This window comes from Streptomyces sp. NPDC001502, assembly GCF_042894785.1.
Classification (GTDB): domain Bacteria; phylum Actinomycetota; class Actinomycetes; order Streptomycetales; family Streptomycetaceae; genus Streptomyces; species Streptomyces kutzneri.
In genome coordinates this window covers 60,406-74,813 of sequence record NZ_JBIAVW010000005.1, presented here as the reverse complement: position 1 = coordinate 74,813, position 14,408 = coordinate 60,406, and the positions used below count along the sequence as shown (strand labels likewise).

14 protein-coding genes are annotated in these 14,408 nt (G+C 73.3%); 8 read left to right on the top strand and 6 right to left on the bottom strand.

What is annotated here, in order from left to right; genetic code table 11:
• Window positions 1-59: 59 nt before the first annotated feature.
• From ACFY0D_RS09910 to ACFY0D_RS09895, 4 genes are all read left to right on the top strand, one after another.
• On the top strand, window positions 60-842 hold the full coding sequence (locus ACFY0D_RS09910) for a hypothetical protein (protein WP_390797833.1): 783 nt from the start codon (window positions 60-62) through the stop codon (window positions 840-842).
• A 50-nt stretch (window positions 843-892) separates the two neighbouring features.
• Complete coding sequence (locus tag ACFY0D_RS09905; protein ID WP_390797832.1) at window positions 893-1,402, top strand: protein phosphatase; 510 nt, start codon at window positions 893-895, stop codon at window positions 1,400-1,402.
• Between the two features lie 90 nt (window positions 1,403-1,492).
• Window positions 1,493-3,037 carry a cytochrome P450 gene (locus ACFY0D_RS09900; protein WP_390797831.1) on the top strand — a complete coding sequence of 515 codons (1,545 nt, stop codon included), beginning with the start codon at window positions 1,493-1,495 and terminating at the stop codon, window positions 3,035-3,037.
• A gap of 209 nt (window positions 3,038-3,246) precedes the next feature.
• On the top strand, window positions 3,247-4,191 hold the full coding sequence (locus ACFY0D_RS09895) for a hypothetical protein (RefSeq protein ID WP_390797830.1): 945 nt from the start codon (window positions 3,247-3,249) through the stop codon (window positions 4,189-4,191).
• Here ACFY0D_RS09895 and ACFY0D_RS09890 read toward each other — a convergent pair.
• A complete protein-coding gene (locus tag ACFY0D_RS09890; protein WP_390797829.1) occupies window positions 4,177-5,574 on the bottom strand; it encodes a gluconate:H+ symporter in 1,398 nt (465 codons plus the stop codon). The two genes, ACFY0D_RS09895 and ACFY0D_RS09890, sit on opposite strands and share 15 nt — an antisense overlap.
• A 12-nt stretch (window positions 5,575-5,586) precedes the next feature.
• Entirely contained in the window at window positions 5,587-6,108 is a 522-nt protein-coding gene (locus ACFY0D_RS09885) for a gluconokinase (RefSeq protein ID WP_390797828.1), read from the bottom strand.
• A 131-nt stretch (window positions 6,109-6,239) separates the two neighbouring features.
• Between ACFY0D_RS09885 and ACFY0D_RS09880 the strand changes: the two genes are divergently transcribed.
• On the top strand, window positions 6,240-6,956 hold the full coding sequence (locus ACFY0D_RS09880) for a FadR/GntR family transcriptional regulator (RefSeq protein ID WP_390797827.1): 717 nt from the start codon (window positions 6,240-6,242) through the stop codon (window positions 6,954-6,956).
• A 79-nt stretch (window positions 6,957-7,035) separates the two neighbouring features.
• Here the strand turns inward: ACFY0D_RS09880 and ACFY0D_RS09875 are convergent, their stop codons facing one another.
• Window positions 7,036-7,920 carry a sigma-70 family RNA polymerase sigma factor gene (locus tag ACFY0D_RS09875; RefSeq protein ID WP_390797826.1) on the bottom strand — a complete coding sequence of 295 codons (885 nt, stop codon included), beginning with the start codon at window positions 7,918-7,920 and terminating at the stop codon, window positions 7,036-7,038.
• Between the two features lie 197 nt (window positions 7,921-8,117).
• Between ACFY0D_RS09875 and ACFY0D_RS09870 the strand changes: the two genes are divergently transcribed.
• A complete protein-coding gene (locus ACFY0D_RS09870) occupies window positions 8,118-8,465 on the top strand; it encodes a hypothetical protein (RefSeq protein WP_390797825.1) in 348 nt (115 codons plus the stop codon).
• 2 nt (window positions 8,466-8,467) lie between these two features.
• On the opposite strand, the gene ACFY0D_RS09865 is transcribed toward ACFY0D_RS09870, so the two are convergent.
• The 3 genes from ACFY0D_RS09865 to ACFY0D_RS09855 form a co-directional block, all read right to left on the bottom strand.
• Window positions 8,468-8,965 (bottom strand): HIT family protein, encoded by a 498-nt coding sequence (locus ACFY0D_RS09865; protein WP_390797824.1) that lies wholly within the window; start codon window positions 8,963-8,965, stop codon window positions 8,468-8,470.
• 208 nt (window positions 8,966-9,173) lie between these two features.
• Complete coding sequence (locus ACFY0D_RS09860; RefSeq protein ID WP_390797823.1) at window positions 9,174-9,557, bottom strand: VOC family protein; 384 nt, start codon at window positions 9,555-9,557, stop codon at window positions 9,174-9,176.
• Between the two features lie 7 nt (window positions 9,558-9,564).
• Entirely contained in the window at window positions 9,565-11,454 is a 1,890-nt protein-coding gene (locus ACFY0D_RS09855; protein ID WP_390797822.1) for an ABC transporter ATP-binding protein, read from the bottom strand.
• A gap of 140 nt (window positions 11,455-11,594) precedes the next feature.
• Here ACFY0D_RS09855 and ACFY0D_RS09850 point away from each other — a divergent pair, with 140 nt between their 5' ends.
• Window positions 11,595-13,712 (top strand): AMP-binding protein, encoded by a 2,118-nt coding sequence (locus ACFY0D_RS09850; RefSeq protein ID WP_390797821.1) that lies wholly within the window; start codon window positions 11,595-11,597, stop codon window positions 13,710-13,712.
• 173 nt (window positions 13,713-13,885) lie between these two features.
• Window positions 13,886-14,392, top strand: coding sequence for a hypothetical protein (locus ACFY0D_RS09845; protein WP_390797820.1), 507 nt, complete (start codon window positions 13,886-13,888; stop codon window positions 14,390-14,392).
• Window positions 14,393-14,408: the final 16 nt, after the last annotated feature.

The following is a 14,408-nucleotide window of genomic DNA, read 5'->3' as shown; positions in this document are numbered from 1 at the left end:
CGCGGACTCCGCGGCGGCCTGCCGGGAGGCCGCCGCCGGGCTCGTTAACCTGGGGGACCATGACCTCCCTGTGCGACCAGGCCACCGCCGTCCGGGCCCTCGTGGAATCCGCCGACCCCGGGGCGGTGTGGGCTGTCGGCGGACCCGAGGGGCCGCAGGCGGGTTCGGACGGCGGGCACCCCGCCGACGCCGCCTTCGACGTGGACGCCCTCAGCGGCGTCCTCGCGCTCTGGCCGGTCATCGGCAGCCTCGTCGACGAGGGGGCGCTGCGGCTGCACACGCCGCTCGCCGCCTACGGGGACACGGCCGCCGAGGGCGTCCCCGCCGGGACCACCGCCCACCACCTCCTCACGCACCCGGGCGGCACCGCCACCCTCACCCACCTCACCCGCCTCGCCGAGCAGCTCTCCGGCAGCCCGCTCGCCGACCTCGCGGCCACCCGGGTCTGGCACCCCCTGGGCATGACCGGCACCCGCTTCGCCGACGGCACCCTCCGCGCGCCCTTCGCCGACCTCGTCCGCTTCCTGTGCCGCCTCCTGGATCCGGTGGATCCGGTGGATCCGGTGGATCCGGTGGACCCATCGGACCCGGCGGGCATCAGCCGCGCCTGGACCAGCGAGTCGCTCCGGATCCGCACCGGTGAACTCACCCCCGCCCGCGGCCTGCTCTGGGACCCCGCCCCGCACGGGGTCTGGACCCACCGCGCCCCGCAGGACGGTGGCGCGGCCCTCTGGGTCTCCCCCCGCCACCGCCGCTGGGCCGTCCTCCTGCCGACCGCCGGGCGAGGCATGTCGCGCACCGCCTTCCGTGAAGCGGCCTTCGCGCCAACTACCGCTGAATGAAAGGGAGTTGTGTGAGATCCTGAAGGCCGTCCCCAGGAGGCCGCGGCCGTATGAAGAAGACCCGACGGCGCGACCGGGACGTACCCGGGCCGTCTTCCCCGTGGGACGAGATCGCACCGGGCCTGTGGATGGGCGGCCACTACTGGACCGACCCGGCCGGTGAGTTGTGGCCCGTCGTCGTGGAGGACGAGTTCGACCTCGTCATCAGCCTCTTCACCCGGACCGGCCACGGCCCGGGACCACGGGCCGAGCACGTCGTGGCAAAGATGCCGGACGCCGCGCTCACCCCCGACCAGCTCCACACCGTCCAGCGTCTCGCCCGCACCGCGGGACTGGCCCTCGACTCGGGCCTCACCACACTGGTCCGCTGCCACTCGGGCTACAACAGGTCCGGCCTCGTCGTCGCCCAGTGTCTCGTCGACCGGGGGCTGACACCCGCCGAGGCCATCGCCCGTGTGCGCCGCGGCCGCTCGCCATGGGCCCTGCACAACGAGGCCTTCACCTCCTACCTCGCCGCCGGGCTGGACATCGCGGCGCTGCTGGTCGGGCTGGACCCCTGACGTGGTCCTCGGAGCGCGGAGTGCGCAGGTGGGACGTACGGTGATGCCGTTGTCGCCGAGCGTTGTCGCTCCCGCCGCGGAGGTGCACGGATGCGTACGGTCCAAGGGGCCGCCCTCGATGGGCTCCGAGCCCGGGTACGGGCCCTCGCCGCCCGCCGCCGCCCCGAGCGAGCCGGTCGGTCACCCCGCGGTGAGGCACCGCTCGCGGACCGCGGGCCGGCCGTGCCGGGGCTGGGCGCGGGAGCCCCCGGCCGGCGGACACCCGTAAAGGAATCGCTGCGGTACGCGGCCCCCGCCCCGGCCCCGGCCGCGGAAAGCACCGCCCGGGCGGCCCTCGCCGGCTTCGGCGTCCTGCTGCGCGGACTGACCCGGCCCCGCCCCGGCGAGGTGCGCACCTCCGCCGCCGCGCTGCGTGCCCTGCGCGCACGCCACGGGGACGCGCCCGCCCTGGTCCGCACCCGCTCCGGGCGGACCGTCCTCGTCCTCCTCGACCCGCAGGACCTGCGCCGCTTCTACGCCGAACCCGTCAGCGTCCTCGCGGCCGCCCCGCCGGACAAGTGCCGGGGCCCGAACCCCGCGGAGCCCGCCGACTCCGGCTGCTCCCGCGGCGAACTCCGTGCGGAGCGACGCGAGGTCAGTGCCGAGGTGCTGGCCACGGGCCGGCCGGTGCACCCCTCCTGCGGGCCCTTCCTCGCGGCCCTCGCGGAGGAGGCCCGGCACCTGACCGCCTCCGCCCCCGCGACCGGCACCTTCGCCGCCGCCTCCACCACCGCCGTCACCCTCGACCTCGCCCGCGCCCGGTACGCCGTGCACCGCGCCGCCCGGCGGATCGTGCTCGGCGACGCGGCAGCCGCGGACGAGGAGCTGAGCGGATGGCTCACCCAGCTGCGCGCGGAGAGCAGGAGTTCGCGCGGCGGCCGGGTGCGCTCTGTGCGCTCCGTGCGCTCCGTGCACGACAAGGCCCGCGCCCGCATCGAGGACTACGCCGCCCGGGCCGACGGCGACACCCTCGTCGGGCGGGCCGCCCGCCACGCCGATCCGAGCGGCACCCTCGACCCCGTCGGCCAGGCCCAGCACTGGCTGCTGGCCATGGACGCCGTCCCGGACACCCTGCTGCGCACCCTGCTCCTGCTCGGAGCGCACCCCGCGGAGCAGGACCTGGCCACGGCCGAGGCGGCCGCCGAAGCCGCCGCCGGTGCGGACCGGGGCGAACTGCCCCGGCTGCGGGCCTGCGTGCGGGAGTCCCTGCGGCTGTACCCGGTGGTGCCCGACCTGATCCGCGTCACCCGCGCCGAGACCGAATGGCGGGGCGTGCGCTACCCGGCCGGCACCTCGGTGCTGGTGCCCGCCGCGTTCCATCAGCGCGACCCCGAACGGGTACCGGCCGCGCACGTGTTCGTGCCCGGCCGGTGGAAGAACCCGGGCGCGGACCAGGACATCCGGATGGCGCCCTTCAGCCACGGCGGAGGCCGCTGCCCGGGCGACCAGCTGGGCCTGATGGCCACCGCCGCGCTCTGCGCCGAGGTGCTGCGCGGCCATCGGGTCACAGGCACCCGGCCGGTGCTGGACCCGGTGGGACCGCTGCCGGCGACGCTCGATCCGCAGGGCATCCGGCTCAGGCTCACCCGCCGCTGAGGGCGCTCCGGCGCCCGGCCCGGTCCCGTTCGCACCGGACTTGTCCGACTCCGATCCAGACTCCTCCAGACTCCGACCTTGTCCGACTCCGATCCGTCCCCGTCCGTCCCCGCCCGTCCGTGCCCGACCCGGTCCGACCCGGCCCGTCCCCGCCCGTCCCCGCCCGACCCTGTCCGTCCCGAGCCCGTGCCGAACCCCACGAGGATCACATGCCCGACGCCGCGACCTCCGCGTCCACCGCCCCGGACATCGACCTGCTCGACGCCCCGTGCCGCGCCCTCGCCGAGGCCGCCGACGCGGTCGGTGAGGCCGCCCGCCACGCCTCCGGCCTGGCGTTCGGCGCCCGGCTGCCCGCGGCCGCCCTCGCTCGGGGCGGCCGCGTCCGGCTCGGCTGGCGCACCCTGCTGCGTACGCTCACCGACCCGTCGGGGCTCGGCTGGGCCCCTCGCGGCCGGGGGGTGGCCCGCGCCGGGCGGCTCGCGGGAATCCTGGCGGGCCGGGAGAGTCTCGCGATCAGCATCGCCGTCTGCGGGCTGAAGGCCCGGATCCGGGCCGCGAGCGCGGGCCGGCCCGAACTGTTCGACGATCCCGGCGCGGCCGCGGTCCTGGGCGCCGTCGGAGCGGGCCGCCAGGGCGAGGCCGTCCGGCTGTTCCGCGCCATCATGCGCGAGCGCGGCGCCGAGCACGCCTTCGCGCTGCTGGCCCCGTCCTTCGCCGACATCCTCGCCTGGCACGCGCTCACCGACGCGAACCCCTTCAACGACCACGCCGGCTGGCAGGTCGCCACCGGCCGGGCCGAGACCGCCGAACCGGTCCTCGGACTCGGCGCCGCCTTCTGGGCCTTCTGCGACCGGGGTCCGGCGCAGCCCGAAGGGCCGGCCACGACGGGGGCCGCGCCCACCCCCGGCCCGGCCCGCCGCCGGGTCACGTACCGGCCGCCCCGGCCGGCGCCGCTGCCGCCGGACGCCGGCCTCGGCGGCCACGCCGCCGCGCTGCGCACGCACGCGGTCCGGCTGCGGGTCGCGGCCATGACGCCCGGGTGGCAAGGCCAGGAGAACGAGGCCCTGCGGGCCGAGGTCACCAGGCTCGCGGCGCGCTGCGCAACGGCGGCGGGCGGGCTCGCGCTGGCCGCCGCCCAGCTACAGGACCAGTGACAGCAGCAGCACGAGGCCCAGGCCGACCACCGAGATGATGGTCTCCATCACCGACCACGTCTTCAGGGTCTGACCGACGGTCATCCCGAAGTACTCCTTGACCAGCCAGAAGCCGGCGTCGTTGACATGGCTGAAGAACAGCGAGCCGGCCCCGATGGCCAGGACCAGCAGTGCGGTCCCGGTGGTGGACATGTCCGCCGCGAGCGGAGCCACCAGCCCGGCCGCCGAAATGGTGGCCACCGTCGCCGACCCGGTGGCCAGACGGATGGCCACGGCGATCAGCCAGGCCAGCAACAGGGTCGGCACGGCCCAGTTCTTGGACACGTCAAGGATCATCTGACCCACGCCGACGTCGATCAGCGTCTGCTTGAAGCCACCGCCCGCACCCACGATCAGCAGGATGCCCGCGATCGGGGCCAGGGACCTGTCCACCGTGGCCGAGATCCGGTCCCGGGTGAAGCCGGCCGCCCGGCCGAGCGTGAACATGCCCACGAGGACGGCCGCGAGCAGCGCGATCATCGGGGAGCCCGCGACATCGGTCACGCGCTGCACCGGGTCGGCGGGGTCGTCGACCACGATGTCGACGAGGGCCTTGACGAGCATCAGTGCCACCGGGAGCAGCACGGTGAACACCGTGGCCCCGAACCGGGGGCGGTGTTCCGACTCGGCCGAGGGGCGCTCCGTGATCATGAGCTCCGGCGCCGGGATGTCCACCCACCGCGCCGCGTAACGGGAGAACAGCGGCCCGGCGATGATCACGGTCGGGATCGCCACGAGCACCCCGAGCCCGAGGGTGACCCCGAGGTTCGCGTGGAGCGCGTCGATGGCGACGAGGGGTCCGGGGTGCGGCGGGACCAGCCCGTGCATCACCGACAGGCCGGCCAGCGCCGGGATGCCGATCCGCATCAGGGAGTAGTTCCCCCGCTTGGCGACCAGCAGCACCACCGGGATCAGCAGCACGATGCCGACCTCGAAGAAGAGCGGCAGCCCGATCACCGAGGCGATCAGCACCATCGCCCACGGCATGGCCCGGCCCTTGGCGCGGGCGAGGATCGTGTCCACGATCTCGTCCGCGCCGCCCGAGTCCGCCAGCAGCTTGCCGAGGATCGCGCCGAGCGCGATCAGTACGCCCACGCCCGCGACCGTGGCACCGAGTCCGGCGGTGAAGCTCGCGATCGTCTTGGCCAACGGTGCGCCGGCGAAGACCCCGAGGACCAGCGAGCCGATCGTCAGGGCCAGGAAGGCGTGGAGTTTGAAGCGGGTGATGAGCAGGACTATGACGGCTATGCCCGCGAGGACGGCTATCCCCAGCTGGGTGTTCCCGGCCGAGGTGATCGGTCCGGTGGCGGCCGCTGCCAGAGTCTCGACGCTGAGACCGGTCACGGTGCGGATTCCTCAGTTCTCGTGTGCGGGGAGTCGACGCAGGGCGGCCAGCGCCCGTTCGGTGATGTCTTCCGGGGACCCGGACACGTGGACCACGACGCCGAGTTCGTCGTCCTGGAGCGGCTCCAGTATGGCGAACTGCGAGTCCAGCAGGGCGGTGGGCATGAAATGGCCCTTGCGCTCCGCCATGCGCCTCTCGATCAGCGGGCGTTCACCGGCGAGGTGGACGAAGACGGCCCCGGGGGCGGCGGCGCGCAGCCGGTCGCGGTAGGCGCGCTTGAGGCAGGAGGCGGCGATCACACCGCCGCCCAGGCCGGCGCGGTTGCGGATCCACTCGCCGATGGCGTCGAGCCACGGCCACCGGTCCGCGTCGTCCAGCGGGATGCCGGCCGACATCTTTGCGACGTTGGCCGCCGGGTGGAAGGCGTCGCCCTCCGCGTACGGAATGCCGAGGGCCTCGGCGAGCAGTTGCCCCACGGTCGTCTTGCCCGTACCGGCCACGCCCATCACCACAATGACGCGCTGGGTGCTCACGCCTACCTCGCTGTCCTCGTCGACATCGGTTCGTGTGGCACCACTGAAGCGCATTAAGTACTACGTATTCAAGCTTCACGTCGGAAACGTCACATTTTTTGTCGGTGGAAGCGTCACCGTACGCTTACGTCATGACCACCGAAGGCAGTCCCGGCCAGGGGTCCGGGCTCCACACCCACGTGCTGGACACCCTCGGCCTCGCGATCACGGCGGGGGAGTACCTCCCGGGCGGCGTCCTGCGCACCGACGAGATCGCCGAACGCTTCGACGCCTCCCGCACGGTCGTACGGGAGGTCGTCCGGGTCCTGGAGTCGATGCACCTGGTCGAGTCCCGCCGCCGGGTCGGTGTCATCGTGCGCCCCACCGGCGAGTGGAACGTCTACGACCCGCGCGTGATCCGCTGGCGGCTGGCCGGCACCGACCGGCCCCGGCAACTGCGGTCCCTCACCGTGCTGCGCTCCGCGATCGAGCCGGTCGCGGCCGGGCTCGCCGCGACGCTGGCCACACCGGAGCAGTGCGCCGAACTCACCGAAGCGGCCCTCGGCATGGTCCGCACCTCGCGCGGCCACCAGCTGGAGGGCTATCTGCGGCACGACATCGCCTTCCACCGCGTCGTGCTGAACGCCTCCGGCAACGAGATGTTCGCCCGCCTCGGGGACGTCGTCGCGGAGGTCCTGACCGGACGCACCGAGCACGCGGTGATGTTCCACGACCCCGACCCCGCCGCCGTCACCCTGCACGTCCAGGTCGCCGAGGCGGTCCGCGAGGGCGACGCGGCGCGCGCCGAGGCACTGACCCGCCGGATCGCGGTGGGCGCGCTGGAGGAACTGGACGTCCTCGCGCCCTGAGCGCCGTACCGCGGCACGGAAGAGGCGGCCGCGGCACGGAATGCGCCAGAGCTCCTTCCGGGGGCCGGGTGGCCGGCCCTCAGACATCGAGCGCGGCGAGTTCGAGCGCGCCGAGCCGATCCGGTTCCGCCACGATGTCGATCTCGGTGATCAGGCCGTCCTCGATCGTGAAACCGAGCACCAAGAACAGGCGTCCCAGCGGGGCCATCGCCAGGCCGACCCTTCCGCCGACCAGGGCCGGCGCCGTGGACCGGGCCCGCTGCATCGCCGCCATCGCACCCGTGGCGACGGTGACGGCGCCGCGGATGAGGATCGGGGCAGTGGTGGGTCCGACGGCCTTGTCGGCCCGGAGCACCACGTCGGGGTGGAGCAGGGTGACGAGCGCGTCGAGGTTCCCGCCGCGGGTGGCGGCGAGGAAGGCGTCCACGACCCGGCGCTGCAGGGCCAGATCGACCTCAGGCACCAGCGGCGCCCCCTTGACCCGGCGCCGGGCGCGGCTGGCGAGCTGACGGGTCCCCGCCGGGGATTTCCCGATCATCGGGGCGATCTCGTCGAAGGGCACGGCGAACAGGTCGTGCAGCACGAACGCGAGCCGCTCGGCCGGTGCCAGCTGGTCGAGCACCACCAGCAGCGCCAGCCCGACCGAGTCGGCCAGCAGGGCTTCCTGCTCGGGGTCGACGGTGTCCGCACGGCTGACGGCGGGGTCGGAGGGATACGCCTCCATGGGGTCCTCGCGCCGGGATTCGCGCGAGCGCAGCATGTTCAGGCAGACGCGCGACACGACCGTCGTCAGCCAGCCCCCGAGGTTCTCGACATCGCTGACGTCGGAGCGGTGCAGGCGCAGCCAGGCCTCCTGGACGGCGTCATCGGCTTCGGCGAGCGAGCCGAGCATGCGATAGGACACCGCTCTCAGATGAGAGCGGTGCTCTTCGAAGCGTTCTGTCAGCCCTGAATTCCCGTCCACCGGTCCCCCATGTCGATTGCTCACACCGGAGCATCAAAATAGATCACAGGGAAAAGGCCCTGGTGAGGGGGGAGTTGACGGCGACCCCGGCCGGGGACCGGCCAGGCCGGACGACTGCTGGATAATGGCCCCCGAACAGCAGAAGCGAGTGGAGACGCCGGATACACAGCGTGGTCCGGCAGGAGAGGGAGCCCCCGATGGACGTGCAGCACTTCGAGCGGATCACCGCATTCATCGAGGCGCGGCTCACCCCGCTGTTCGACGAGGCGACGGGCAGCGAACACGGCTTCGCCATGGACGACACCTCCCGCGCCCTGCGTGCGCTGCGCAACTCCGTCCTGGAGGCCTCCGCCATCAAGGGCCTCATCGGGAAGCGGGAATCCGCCGAACCGGCCATGCGCCGCGTCATCGACCAGTCGGTGGAGCACAACTGGGACGTACTGCGCGGCATCGCCCGCCAGTGGGAGGACCACGCCGACTTCCGCCACGAGTTCAAGCACCACGCGTGGGAGCTCGACCACCACCACGCCGCCGCGGAGGCCTGACCTCACCACGGCGGTTCGAGGGCTCCGCGCGCGGCGACGGCCGCGCGCAGGAGCTCTGCCGTGGCGGCCTGCTCCGCGGGCGACGGCGACAGGACCCCGTTCTCGGTCATCAGGGAGTGGAACTGCTGCCGCTCGTACGGCACCCCGGGCGGCAGCGCCGCGATGTGCCAGTGCAGGTGGGCGTTGCCCTGTTGGCTCCCCAGCGCGTACAGGTAGGTCCGCTCGCTGTCGAAGACGTCCTCGACAGCGAGCGCGACCTCCCGTACGACGAGCATCAGCCGCGTGTAGGCCGCCGGGTCCAGATCGCGCACGGCGTGCTCGATGTGCGCCTTGGGCGCCACCAGGACCTTTCCGGGGAGCGTGGGCCAGCGGTCGAGGAAGGCCACGTGGTGCTCGTCCTCGAAGACGCTCTCGTGCGCGTAGTCGGGATGCCCGGCGAGGAAGGCGCAGACGAAGCACGGCCCACCGCGCGTCCGTTCGACGTAGGCCTCGAGATCCATCGGTTCACGGTCCATCGGCATCGGCATCGGCATGGGTGTCGGCATCGGTGCATCCTCCCACCCGGCCCCCCACCCGGAACGCGCATTGCGCCTGCGCGCCCGGGAGTGGCCCCGCAGGGTGCGGGGACCAAGGGCAAGGCGCTTTCCCGACCACGGTCGCGCCCTGCCCTCGGCGGAAGGTCCAACAAGCGTCCCCGGAAGAGACGGACTAGGCGGGTTCCGCCGACTTGCGGGGCGTGGTCTGCTGGACCGCCCAGCCGTTGCCGTCGGGGTCGGAGAAGTAGACGAAGGAGCCCCACGGCAGGTCCTGGATCTCCGTCACCTCCACCCCCCGGCCGCGCAGATCCTCGTACGCCTCCTCGATGTCGGTGACGACGACCTGCATGTTGTCCAGTGACCCCGGGGTCATGCGGGTCAGCCCCTTGCCGATCGCGATCGAGCAGGCCGAGCCCGGCGGGGTCAGCTGGACGAAGCGGATGTCCTCGCTGACGGTGACGTCGTGGTCGGCGTTGAAGCCGAGCTTCTCGTAGAAGGCCTTGGCCCGGTCCACGTCGGTGACGGGGACGGCGACGAGCTCCAGTTTGATGTCCATCAGAGCATCATGCTCCCGACACCGGTGCCTCGCCGCCCGACACCGCGAACTGGGTGCGGTACAGCTCCTCGTACCGCCCGCCCGCCGCCAGCAGCCCGGTGTGCGTGCCCCGTTCCACGATCCGGCCGTCCTCGACCACCAGGATCAGGTCCGCCGCCTGTACGGTCGACAGCCGGTGCGCGATCACCACCGCGGTCCGCCCCGCCAGGGCCTCGCCCAGCGCCTCCTGCACCGCGGCCTCCGAGGTGGAGTCCAGGTGTGCGGTGGCCTCGTCGAGGATCACCACCCGCTGCCGGGCCAGCAGCAGCCGCGCGATGGTCAGCCGCTGCCGTTCCCCGCCCGAGAGCCGGTAGCCGCGCTCCCCGACCACCGTGTCCAGTCCGTCCGGCAGCGAGGCGACGAGCCCGTCCAGCCGCGAGCGCCGCAGGGCCTCCCAGATCTCCTCCTCGGAGGCCTCCGGGCGGGCCAGCAGCAGGTTGGCGCGTACCGACTCGTGGAAGAGGTGCCCGTCCTGGGTGACCATGCCGAGCGTCTCGCGGATCGAGTCGGCCGTGAGGTCCCGTACGTCGATCCCGCCGAGCCGGACCGCGCCCGCGTCGGCGTCGTACAGCCGCGGCAGCAGCTGCGCGATGGTCGACTTGCCGGCGCCGGACGAGCCGACCAGGGCGATCATCTGGCCCGGCTCGGCCCGGAAGGACACCTCGTGCAGCACCTGCGTACCGCCCCGGGCATCCAGGGTGGCGACCTCCTCCAGGGAGGCGAGCGAGACCTTGTCGGCGGCCGGGTAGCCGAAGGAGACCCGGTCGAACTCCACGGCCACCGGCCCCTGCGGCACCCGGCGGGCGTCCGGCTTCTGCGCGATGAGCGGCTTCAGGTCGAGGATCTCGAAGACCCGCTCGAAGCTCACCATCGCGCTCATCACCTCGACGCGGGCGCCGGCCAGCGCGGTCAGCGGGGCGTACAGGCGGGTCAGGAGGAGGGCGAGGGCGACGACGGAACCGGCGTCCAGGGAACCGCGCAGGGCGTAGAACCCGCCCAGTCCGTACACGAGCGCGAGAGCCAGCGCCGAGACCAGGGTGAGGGCCGTGATGAAGGCCGACTGGGCCATCGCCGTACGGATCCCGATGTCCCGCACCCGCGCCGCCCGGGCCGCGAACTCCGCGGACTCGTCGGCGGGCCGCCCGAAGAGTTTGACCAGCGTCGCGCCGGGGGCGGAGAACCGCTCGGTCATCTGGGTGCCCATCGCGGCGTTCAGCGCGGAGGCCTCCCGCTGCATCGCCGCCATCCGCGCCCCCATCCGGCGGGCCGGCAGCACGAACACCGGCAGCAGCACCAGCGCCAGCAGGGTGATCTGCCAGGAGATGCCGAGCATCACGGTGAGGGTCAGCACCAGGGTGACGGTATTGGCGACCACCCCCGACAGGGTGTTGCTGAAGGCCCGCTGGGCGCCGATCACATCGTTGTTGAGGCGGCTGACCAGGGCCCCCGTCCGGGTCCGGGTGAAGAAGGCGACCGGCATCTGCTGGACGTGGTCGAAGACCGCCGTCCGCAGATCCAGGATCAGCCCCTCACCGAGGGTGGCGGAGAGTCTGCGGGTCAGCAGTCCGAGCCCGGCCTCCGCGACCGCGATCAGCGCGATGAGCAGGGCCAGCCGGGTGACCGCGGAGCTGTCGCGGTTGTCCACGATGGCCGTGACGACCCGGCTGGCGAGCACCGGGGTGGCCACCGCGAGCAGCGCGGTCACCACACTCAGCAGGAGGAAGAGGGTGAGCCCGCGGCGGTGCGGACGGGCGAAGGAGGCGACGCGGCGCAGACCGGCCCGGGAGAGCGTGCGACGGTCCTGCTGGGCGTTGATCGCGCTGTGCAGCGAGGTCCAGGCGGTGACTTCCATGTCCATGACCCGAACGCTAGGACCTCAACCAAACTTCAGGTCAAGCATCCGGTCCGGGATCGCCCGCACGGGGCGCCAACTCCCGCCCGCACGAGCGATTTTGCCGACCCCCGTCCGTTGTCGGTGCCCGGTGGCATCATCGGTCCATGACGCAGGGATCCGAGTCCGTACGCTTCGGCAAACGAACCACCGACACCGTCCTGCACCGCTTCGAGCAGTGGGCCCGGGACACCCCCGGGGCCCGTGCGCTCATCGCCGGCCCGGACGGCCTCACCTACGGGGAACTGGACGCGCGCGCCGACCGGCTGGCGCACCGTCTGCTCGCCTCCGGCCCGCTGCCGCCCGGCGCACTCGTCGCCGTGGGCACCGCCCGGCAGACCGAACTGGTCGTCGCCCTCCTCGCCGTCCTCAAGGCCGGCGGGTCCTACACCGTCATCGACGTGGAGAGCCCGCGCTCCGGGCGCCGGCAACTGGCCGCGGCCGAGCCCCTCGTCCTGCTCACCGATGCCGCCCGGCATGCCGCCCTCGACAACGGCGGCGGCCCTCGGGTGATCCGGCTCGACGCGGACGCCACGGCGATCGGCGGGCCGCGCACCGAACAGCCGGCGGACCGGCCCGCGGACGCGCTCACAGACGTGCCCGCCGGCGCGCCCGCGGATCCGCCCGCGGACCGGCTTCCCGGCGCGGTCCCGCCGCCCGGCCGCACCGCAGCGGTTCTGTTCACCGGGGCGGCCGAGCCGCGCGCGGTCCCCGTGAGCCACGGGATGCTCCTCGCCGCCCACGAGGGCTGGGCCGAGGTGGCCCGGCCGACCGCGCAGGACCGGCACCTGTTCACCGTCGGACCGGACGTCACCGCCTTCGCCGCGGGCTGGACCCGGGCCCTGTGCTCGGGCGGCGCCCTCGTGCTGTCCCCGCGTTCCGCCTGGAAGCCCGAGGACATCCGCGCGGCCGTCGAGACCGGCCGCGTCACCGTGCTGCACACCGACCCGGCCGGCGCTGCCCGGCTGCTGATCGAGGACGCCGAACGGGGGAGCCTCACCCCGGCCGCCCATCTCCGGGCCGATCCGGCCTGCCGGTCCCTGCGGCTGCTCGCCGTCTCGGGCGGCCGCCTCTACCTCGACGAGCAGGCGACCCTGCAGGTCCGGCTGCGCCCCGGCGCGCGCGTGCTCAACGTCTACGGCTCCGCGGAATGCGCCGGCATCGGCACCTGGTTCGAACTGCCGCAGCTGCCCCACCCGTTGGACGACCCGGAACAGATCTCCCTGCTCGGCACCGCGTTCCCCGGCTTCCGGGCCGAGGTGCACGGCGGGGAGATCCGCCTCGTCCCGCCGGACGGCGCCGACGCTATACCGACCGGCGACCTCGGCCTCCTCCGCGAGGACGGGCTGCTGGAGTACGGCGGCCGGATCCGGGACCGGATCACCCTGCCCGGCGGCCGCCGACTCGACCCGTACCCCGTCGAATCCGCCATCCGCAGCCACGAGGGCATCGGCGCGGTCATCCTGAAGGGGGTCGACGGCCCGCGCGGCCCGCGGCGGCTCGTCGCGTACGTGGCCCCACCGCCCGGCGGGCCGACCGGGGCGGCCAGGGCCCCGCTGCCGGACATCGAGGAGCTGCGCGACCACCTGGCGGGCAAGGTGCTCCGCGAGGAGTCCCCGCGCACCGTCATCCGGCTGCGCACCCTGCCCCGCACCGCGGCGGGCCAGGAGGACCGGGACGCCCTGCCGCTGCCCGTCATGCCCGCGGCGGCGAAGGCTGCCGGAAGCAAGTCAGGCAAGTACGGGGCCGCCGCAGGCCAGAGCGAGACCCCGGCGGGCTGCGCGGCCGGCTGCGGGGGAGTCGGACTGGGCTTCGTCGCCATGATCCTGACGAACTTCCTCTGGCCCGGATCGACCGACCTCACCGGGGTGCCGCAGCCCTGGGCGTTCCTGTTCTCCCTGCTGTACCTGTTCGAGTGCGCCGCCTTCGGCGTCGGGGTGGTGTTCCTGTTCGGCGGCCGCGCCCGGATGCTGCGCCAACGCCGCGGCCCTTCCCTCACCGTGGCCGCTCATCTGGCCGTGTCCTACCTGCTGTTGTCCTGGTGGCCGCAGGACAACCTCTACCGGCTGGCCGCCAAACAGGACTGGTCGCGCCAGGCCGCCCTCGTCTACGCCTTCAACATCCCGCTGATGATCGCGGGCGTCGTCGTCGCGGCCTACGTCGTCAGCAAACCGGCCGACCCCTTCGACTTCCACGACCCCGTCGACGACTGGCCGGACCGCTGACCGGCGACGCGAAGAAGGGGCCGTCTCACGTCCCGGGTTGGTCCGATCGGTCAGATCTGCCGGAGGGTCGTGCCGGGACGTTCCGGGCGGCGACAAGGCCGAGGTTATGAATGAAATCGCATGACGGTTTCGTCACCTGACCATCCATGAGCATCAACCTCAGGAGCCACACGATGCGCCCCATCAGAGCAGCCGGTCTCGGCACGGCCACTGCGCTCGTCACCCTTCTCGCCTGCACCCCTGTCGCGGCCGCCGCGACGGACACGGATTCCGCCCACGACAAGGGCAAAGAGCGGGTCATCACCCTCATCGGCCGGCTCGCGGAGCAGACGCGTTTCCCCGTCAACCCCGGCGGCGCCGCCGCCCAGGGCGATCGGACCGCCTTCCGCTCGAACCTCTTCGACGAGGCCGGCAACCAGGTCGGCGAGACCGGCGGCACCTGCACCACCACCCGGGTCGACAACGGCGGAGCGGAGCAGTGCGTCGTGACCTACACCCTCCCGGGCGGCCAGCTCTCCGTGCAGGGAATGGTCTTCGGCAATCTCATTCCGGGCCCTCCCCCTTCGTTCGACAACGGAATCACCGGCGGCACCGGGGAATTCGACCGGGCTCGTGGCTCGGTCCACGCCGACACGATCGCTACGGGCACGAGGCGCTTCACGATCCACCTCAAGCACTGACCGGCCCTGCCCCCAC

Excerpts from the sequence above, each read along its gene's own strand:
- ACFY0D_RS09910 (WP_390797833.1), top strand. The coding sequence starts at position 60 with ATGACCTCCCTGTGCGACCAGGCCACCGCCGTCCGGGCCCTCGTGGAA.
- ACFY0D_RS09905 (WP_390797832.1), top strand. The coding sequence starts at position 893 with ATGAAGAAGACCCGACGGCGCGACCGGGACGTACCCGGGCCGTCTTCC.
- ACFY0D_RS09900 (WP_390797831.1), top strand. The coding sequence starts at position 1,493 with ATGCGTACGGTCCAAGGGGCCGCCCTCGATGGGCTCCGAGCCCGGGTA.
- ACFY0D_RS09895 (WP_390797830.1), top strand. The coding sequence starts at position 3,247 with ATGCCCGACGCCGCGACCTCCGCGTCCACCGCCCCGGACATCGACCTG.
- ACFY0D_RS09880 (WP_390797827.1), top strand. The coding sequence starts at position 6,240 with ATGACCACCGAAGGCAGTCCCGGCCAGGGGTCCGGGCTCCACACCCAC.
- ACFY0D_RS09870 (WP_390797825.1), top strand. The coding sequence starts at position 8,118 with ATGGACGTGCAGCACTTCGAGCGGATCACCGCATTCATCGAGGCGCGG.
- ACFY0D_RS09865 (WP_390797824.1), bottom strand. The coding sequence starts at position 8,965 with ATGGATCTCGAGGCCTACGTCGAACGGACGCGCGGTGGGCCGTGCTTC.
- ACFY0D_RS09860 (WP_390797823.1), bottom strand. The coding sequence starts at position 9,557 with ATGGACATCAAACTGGAGCTCGTCGCCGTCCCCGTCACCGACGTGGAC.
- ACFY0D_RS09855 (WP_390797822.1), bottom strand. The coding sequence starts at position 11,454 with ATGGACATGGAAGTCACCGCCTGGACCTCGCTGCACAGCGCGATCAAC.
- ACFY0D_RS09850 (WP_390797821.1), top strand. The coding sequence starts at position 11,595 with ATGACGCAGGGATCCGAGTCCGTACGCTTCGGCAAACGAACCACCGAC.
- ACFY0D_RS09845 (WP_390797820.1), top strand. The coding sequence starts at position 13,886 with ATGCGCCCCATCAGAGCAGCCGGTCTCGGCACGGCCACTGCGCTCGTC.